Annotated in this window: 8 protein-coding genes; 1 reads left to right on the top strand and 7 read right to left on the bottom strand. The window is 64.5% G+C overall.

Annotated features, from left to right (window positions below):
- Positions 1-495 precede the first annotated feature (495 nt).
- Positions 496-777, top strand: a complete 282-nt coding sequence (locus MSZK_RS04780; RefSeq protein ID WP_099245370.1) for a hypothetical protein — start codon at positions 496-498, stop codon at positions 775-777.
- Between the two features lie 22 nt (positions 778-799).
- On the opposite strand, the gene MSZK_RS04775 is transcribed toward MSZK_RS04780, so the two are convergent.
- The 7 genes from MSZK_RS04775 to MSZK_RS04745 form a co-directional block, all read right to left on the bottom strand.
- Positions 800-1,108: a hypothetical protein gene (locus tag MSZK_RS04775; RefSeq protein WP_099245368.1), complete on the bottom strand. Its 309-nt coding sequence runs from the start codon at positions 1,106-1,108 to the stop codon at positions 800-802.
- Entirely contained in the window at positions 1,105-2,412 is a 1,308-nt protein-coding gene (locus tag MSZK_RS04770) for a hypothetical protein (RefSeq protein WP_233211118.1), read from the bottom strand. Before MSZK_RS04770 ends, MSZK_RS04775 begins: the two co-directional genes overlap by 4 nt.
- 5 nt (positions 2,413-2,417) lie before the next feature.
- Positions 2,418-2,762 (bottom strand): hypothetical protein, encoded by a 345-nt coding sequence (locus MSZK_RS04765; protein WP_011896095.1) that lies wholly within the window; start codon positions 2,760-2,762, stop codon positions 2,418-2,420.
- Entirely contained in the window at positions 2,762-3,127 is a 366-nt protein-coding gene (locus tag MSZK_RS04760; RefSeq protein WP_158230549.1) for a hypothetical protein, read from the bottom strand. Before MSZK_RS04760 ends, MSZK_RS04765 begins: the two co-directional genes overlap by 1 nt.
- Positions 3,128-3,314: 187 nt before the next feature.
- Positions 3,315-3,791: a hypothetical protein gene (locus tag MSZK_RS04755; protein WP_041801081.1), complete on the bottom strand. Its 477-nt coding sequence runs from the start codon at positions 3,789-3,791 to the stop codon at positions 3,315-3,317.
- 197 nt (positions 3,792-3,988) lie between these two features.
- Complete coding sequence (locus tag MSZK_RS04750; protein WP_011896098.1) at positions 3,989-4,636, bottom strand: hypothetical protein; 648 nt, start codon at positions 4,634-4,636, stop codon at positions 3,989-3,991.
- A 289-nt stretch (positions 4,637-4,925) separates the two neighbouring features.
- Positions 4,926-5,897, bottom strand: a complete 972-nt coding sequence (locus MSZK_RS04745) for a DUF4192 domain-containing protein (protein ID WP_011896099.1) — start codon at positions 5,895-5,897, stop codon at positions 4,926-4,928.
- Positions 5,898-5,994 lie beyond the last annotated feature (97 nt).

Genomic DNA, 5,994 nt, shown 5'->3' with positions numbered 1-5,994 from the left:
ACGCCGGGGTGAAGCATCCGCCGGCTTCGCCGGCTATACCGTAGATTGCTGAGTCACACTGTGCTGCAATCGTTTTCGAGCATCGGCTTATCCGCCGTCACGCTTCGCGTGACTTTGAATGTCACTGTCTTGCAGACGGTTTCGCGCTTCGCGCTCAACACCTGCATGCTTCCTCGTTTCCATTGCCTTACAGTCACTTTCGGAATGCTACGCATTCCTTTGTCACATCTACAGTGTAGCAACAGTTTTCGGCTTTCCGCCACCTTCTCAGTACAGCAGTATCCGGCTATCTCCATTGCCGTCCAATCAATTACGTTCACGCTCTTCGACCGCCGTCGCTACACCCTAGCGCTACTTCCCTCATGCCAATAACGCTTATCGCTGGTCTCGACGTCTCGCACCCCCATCCGCCAACACCCCCCACGCTGGCTCCGCCAGCCCGCCCAGCGAGAAAGTCGCCCGCACAGCGGCACTCTCGCATGTAACGTCAGCCACATGAGCGACATCAACGCCTGGGCGTATGACGACGGGGATCGCCTCATTGCCGACCTTCGAATCGAGTCCGCCGCGGTGCGCGCCATTGGACACCGCGTACTGGAGTGCACCGAGACCGTGGTCGGCGACGGCTCCGCGGCCGCGGACTTCCTTCGGGACCTTGCGGCCCAGATCGAGGCGATCGCGAACGCCGCTCAGACAACGGTTGGGCACGTTGCCGTGTACGGCGAGTCCATGCGGTCCGTCGATGCCATGGGCGACAGGTTGATTCGCGGTGAATAGTGATCGAGCGTGAGGCCGCGGTCTATCGCGTGGCGGTGCCAACCTGCGGCATCAGTGCGCCGACGCGTATGACGTCGTACTCCGACGTTGAGGCAATCACTTCAGCATCGGCGGCGACTTGATCTGCGACCGCGGTGGCGTCCAGCACCGCCGCACGTAGCGACTCGCCCAGATCCTCATTCAGATAACAGCCGGCACTTTGGTGGGCTCGCAGCATGGACCTAACCTCAGCGGCTGTGTAGGTGATGTGACGCACCGTGGTGGTGGTCTGGGTGATCGTGTAGCAACCGTCGTCGTGACAGTGCGCAGCGCTACTGTCGGCGAGGCTCACGGGTTGTCCTCCGTTGCACAGATCTCGAATTTTGCTGGTCGGGACAGGACGGTCTGGTCGACACCGTTGTAGACCTCGTGGGCTTTAACGGTGGCCGCGGCGATGGTGAAGCGCTGACCGGACTCGATGCCCAGGGCGCGGCTGGCGTTCCACACTATGGTGTGCCCGTCCTCGGCGATGGCTACCAGGAACGTCGTGTGGCCCCAATCGCCCTCTCGGTAGATCACAGTCTTTGCAGTGGCGGTAATGCCCTTGACGCGTTCACCGATCTCTCCAAGGTATCCGGCGACGACGGGGTGGGCTTTGCGTTCGGCCTCTATCTGCTGCTGGCGGGCGTACACCTTCACTAGCGAGCCCAGGATTCCGACGTTGCGCCCAGAAACCGTTTCCCCGCCCAGGAGCACGCGCAGGTTGCGGCCGTAGTCGCTGTCAGCGGCGGTCTCGGTCACGGCCGCCTTGATGGCGGCGATCAGGTCGATGTCGGCCAGATACTGGCTGGCCTCGGCGGCCTTGGCTCGGTAGTAGCGACGGTCGGCATCACGCAGGCCTTCGATGTTCGCGAACAGGCTGGTGCGGACTCTGCTGACGGTGGAAATCTCCGAGTACATTCCTGACGGCACGTAGGAGCGGCCACGGTCAGAGTGCGCGAACGCGAATGCCAGCACTGCGTCGATCGAGGCACCGTAGTGTCGTGAACCGACCCCACCGTCGATGTCGTTGCGGGTGAGGTCTTCCAGTTCCTCGTCGAACGTCAGAGACCACAAGCCTTTCGGCCGGACGCCGGTGTAGAGCTCGATGCAGGAGTGCCCGAGCTGCAAGATGGTTGCGTCACGCTCATCGCGCACGAGGTAGAGCCGGGACCGGCTGCGCTCGACCTGGCAGTGATCGCAGGTGTTGTCGCCACGCGGGCTGTATCCGTTGAGTTCCTGCCCCGGGGCCGAGTGCACGGTGATTCCCGCCTGCTCGGGTACCAGGACGGCCACGAACGTGAAGTGGCCGTGCCGCAGGGTGAGCGGCCCGACGAGAGTCGCCCGGACCCAGGGCTCGACGATGTAGGCCGGTTCATGCTGGCTCATCACGGCGCGGTCGACGCGAACGGCCTTCTTGACCTCGAACTCTTCGTATTCGATCTCGAATCGCGCATCCAGGCCCGCGTGGGCCAACCGTCTGTTGGCCTTCGCGATCTTGGCCTTGAACGCTTCCAGGTTGTGGGCCGGGATCTCCCACGTCTGTGTCTGCTCGTCAGGCTCCGCCGACCCGGCGGCGCACTGGCCATCTGTTCCGCGGGTGCTGTCTGTTCGCATGATCGTCACCACTGCGTCGGCGCATCGAGCGCGCGGACCGGCTGAGCGAACCACTGGCGCATGCTTGCTGCGGCTTCGTCGCTGTCGCCTCCGTTACCTATGCCGCGCCACACGACCGCGCCGAGCTGGGCTTCTCCTGTGCCGTCGTAGTCGGTGTAGTTGACAAGGGCGCAGTAGCGGGGCCGCTGCGTCGAGACAGTGAACCTGGCGACCACACGGTTGGCTCCGCGAGTCCATTCCAAGGTGCCGTCGCTCTCGGGTTCGGCGATGCTCCAGCCCTCACGCGCTGCGAGGCTGACCAGTTCAACCAGCGGGGTCACTGCGTTGCACGCCGGTGCTGCGGCGCCCATCAGGCGACCTCCTCACTGGTGAGAACTTCACGGACCGGTGAGGCCAATGCAAGGCGTTCAAGAGTGGCGATCTGTTCACCTGACAGCCCGATCGTCCTACCAGCCTCGCGGCTGGTGAACACCGCGGTACCGAGGACGGGGAGAGCCTGTCCAAGCCGGGTCGCGATCCTGGTCGCGGTCGTGTTGATCACCCCGGTCAGTGAGGCAGGGTCGTGCCGGTCGATGTAGACCAGGATCTCCTCATCAGTCCACACATCGATCGCCTCGGAAAGCTCCGACAACGCAAAGATCCGGCAACCAATCTGATAGCACAGCGCCGAGGCGGCGCTATCGAACTCGTCGAGCACCAGCGGCACCACCGACATCGCGCCGTCGGTACCCACCCGAACCATCACGGGTGAATTCTCGTCAATCACAATTTCCCCTTCTACTGGGAGTCCAGGGCCCGCCTTGGTGCTTGCCCCTCACGACAAGTCAAACCCTACCGCCCTAATCGCTCTCGCGGTAGGCATATACGCAACGCCACAGAGCGAATGAGAACAGCCCCCACTCCTACTGCTCATCCTCGGCGCTGGCGCGACGGTTTATCAATAGGGCCAACTCGCCGAGCACCGCTGCGAGCGTCACGTCTCCGGGATGATCCAAGTCCAGCTCGTACTCCCTCCCGAGAAACTCCGTCCAGGCGCGTCCGGGGATAGACACCTCCTCGGCAGGTGCCGCCCACAGCAACCGTTCGATCTGCTCAGCAAGTGCCGCTGCACTATCGGCGATATCCTCACGAACATCAGCATTGTGCTCGTCGTGTTCCCGGTAGTCTCCTGCAGACACCGAATCCGAGTCCAGCACGCTAAGCCGGTCGAAGTCGGCCTGCAATGTCGTCAACGCCGGAAGCAGCGCAGCAGCTCCCTCACGCACGCGCTGAGCCAGCTGCCATGCAGCGCGACTGTCGTCACCGACGCAGCGGCGTTCCAGCTGCACCGCCATCGCCACCAGCCCGCCGTGTCCCGCGCGCTCTTCGGTGAAAGTCATCGAATCTCTCCCTCTTGTCAAACCTTCGGAAAGCATGGGCCCGCCCAACCTGCTTGCCCGTCAACACTGTCGACACTAGCGGCGACGCCCTCCGACATACCCAGCAAGGTCACGACCCCTCCCCACCCCTGTGCCGGGTGGGGAGGGGTCGTGCAGTGGTGGACGCTGTTGGCGCAGCGCCCACCACTGCTCACTGCTCACTCGTCGTCGACTCCCATAACCTCGTGGCGATTGATCGCCCCGTACAGTTCCCGACTGCTGAGCTCACTCAGTGCGTCCGCAATCAGCGCGTCGTCGACGTCGTCACTCGCAGCGTCCGCGCTGCTGGCGCTCACGCGCACCGTGACCCGCACGCGCGCCTCCACCTCGACGCGATACTCCCGCACACGCGCTCGCAGGCCCTGCTCACGCATGAAATCATCAAACCGGCTACACAAGTCGTTGTCATCAGCGTATTCATGTGCGGCATCGACGATGCGCTCCAGTCGCTCTCCATGAATGCGCAACTCGCGCTGCGCCGTGTCGCGCTCCTTAATCGCGACACGGCATGCCCACCACCCGGCGGCCACTGCCGAAACCCACTGGGGCATCACCCCCGCCGCCGCGCTTGGCTTCACCTTCACCTCCCACATGGACCCCGACAACACTGATCCCGCGCCGTCGAGCGGCACCACAGCGCACCGCCGCTCACCGGTCGGTGAACCGTCCTCTACGACCAGCCACCCCTGTGTCGGCCCGGCGTCACCTGATACCTCCACCACCGAGCCCGACTCGACACCGTTGCCCAGCAGTTCGCCCACCGGCCTCTCGGCAATCTCCGTCTCCGGTTCCATCACAGCAGTCATTTCGATTCCCCTTCCGTGGGAACTCTGCGGGCCAGCCGGTCGCGTGCCCGTCACCAGCGATTCTACCTGCCACGTCCGACCGTTTCACACTGAATCGCGTTGGCACACAACGTCTGCCTCTGAATTCACCGACACCTCCCCATCCTTGTGCCGGGTGGGGAGGTGTCGGTGACAGAACATGCGCCAAGTCGTTTGCGCGGCGCACCGATGCCCCCCGCAGGGAGGTGGCGAAATGCCACTGACTGCCGGCGCCATCGGCACCGAGGCGCTCGTCACCTCCCTGCGCGGTTCAGCGCATCGGCGCCGGACGTACCTGTGCGACCACCTGGCGGATCTTGTCCGGCTCTAGGCCGGCCTCCAGCGACATCCGAAGCATGGCCGCCATCCGGTGCGTGGGAGCCTCGGATAGCGCCGCATCCACGGCTACACCGGCCAGTACACCGTCACCGCGCACGTAGGCCGATACCGCCAGCAGGGCCAGCGCCTCCGCACGCCACGCACCGGGCAGCACTCGCGCCAGCACCGTCCACAGATCTTCCGCAGCTGCCGCGGTCGCGGTGTCGGCCAAGGCGAACAGCTGATCTCGGACCGCGATGTCGGTCAAGGTGGCGCCGACGGCGGCCAGCTCGGCATCCGCAATGGCCGCACCCGCTGCCAGCCGACTCGCCACCGACGTCGCCGCCCGCACTGCTTCAGCCACGTCGACCTGTCCCGCGACCGCTGACTCGACGGACTCCAGGATCGACGCGACCGCCCTCGCCCGCACGGGGTCCACCGCGATCAACGCCTTGACCTCCGAACGGCTGCGATAAAGGCGCTGCCCGCTGGCAACCCTGATCGCCGCGATCTCCGACGCCATCGGGTCCCCGAGAGTTCCGGAAACCCCGCACCCGTCAGCACAGTGCCACTGCCCGCCGGCCTCAATCCGGTCGATGGCCAACACCGATAGCAGCTCAGTCCCACACTTCTGCAACGCCGCATCGAGCTCGCGCATCCACGCCTTGATCTCCTCCCCGCACATCGCGCAGTGCGCCTGATCCTCGGACACCACCACCGCCACGACGCCATCGGCAGCCCACACCGGCTGGGCTCCCACCATCATCGTCACCCCGTCCGCTCTCACATCGGCCAGATCGGCGCGCAACACACAACCCAGCGACCCCCCGACAACAGTCACCAGCACCAACGATTCACGCGGCGGGAATCCAAGAACAGGAGCGATGGCCTCGATGAGCTTGCCCGGTTCGCTGATAGCACGCATGACAGTTCCCCTCTCCATGGGATTGACGGGCCAGCCCGAACGCGTGCCCGATACGTCCAATTTTACTGTCGCCCACCGACAGAACAGTTCCCCCACC

Origin of the sequence: Mycobacterium sp. shizuoka-1 (genome assembly GCF_002723835.1) — a bacterium.
GTDB lineage: Bacteria > Actinomycetota > Actinomycetes > Mycobacteriales > Mycobacteriaceae > Mycobacterium.
The sequence above is the reverse complement of the archived record's forward strand: the minus strand, read 5'-3'. Positions and strand labels throughout refer to the sequence as shown.

Coding starts and splice junctions, on each gene's coding strand:
- MSZK_RS04755 (WP_041801081.1), bottom strand. CDS start 3,791: ATGACTTTCACCGAAGAGCGCGCGGGACACGGCGGGCTGGTGGCGATG.
- MSZK_RS04745 (WP_011896099.1), bottom strand. CDS start 5,897: ATGCGTGCTATCAGCGAACCGGGCAAGCTCATCGAGGCCATCGCTCCT.
- MSZK_RS04765 (WP_011896095.1), bottom strand. CDS start 2,762: ATGGGCGCCGCAGCACCGGCGTGCAACGCAGTGACCCCGCTGGTTGAA.
- MSZK_RS04770 (WP_233211118.1), bottom strand. CDS start 2,412: ATGCGAACAGACAGCACCCGCGGAACAGATGGCCAGTGCGCCGCCGGG.
- MSZK_RS04760 (WP_158230549.1), bottom strand. CDS start 3,127: ATGTCGGTGGTGCCGCTGGTGCTCGACGAGTTCGATAGCGCCGCCTCG.
- MSZK_RS04750 (WP_011896098.1), bottom strand. CDS start 4,636: ATGACTGCTGTGATGGAACCGGAGACGGAGATTGCCGAGAGGCCGGTG.
- MSZK_RS04780 (WP_099245370.1), top strand. CDS start 496: ATGAGCGACATCAACGCCTGGGCGTATGACGACGGGGATCGCCTCATT.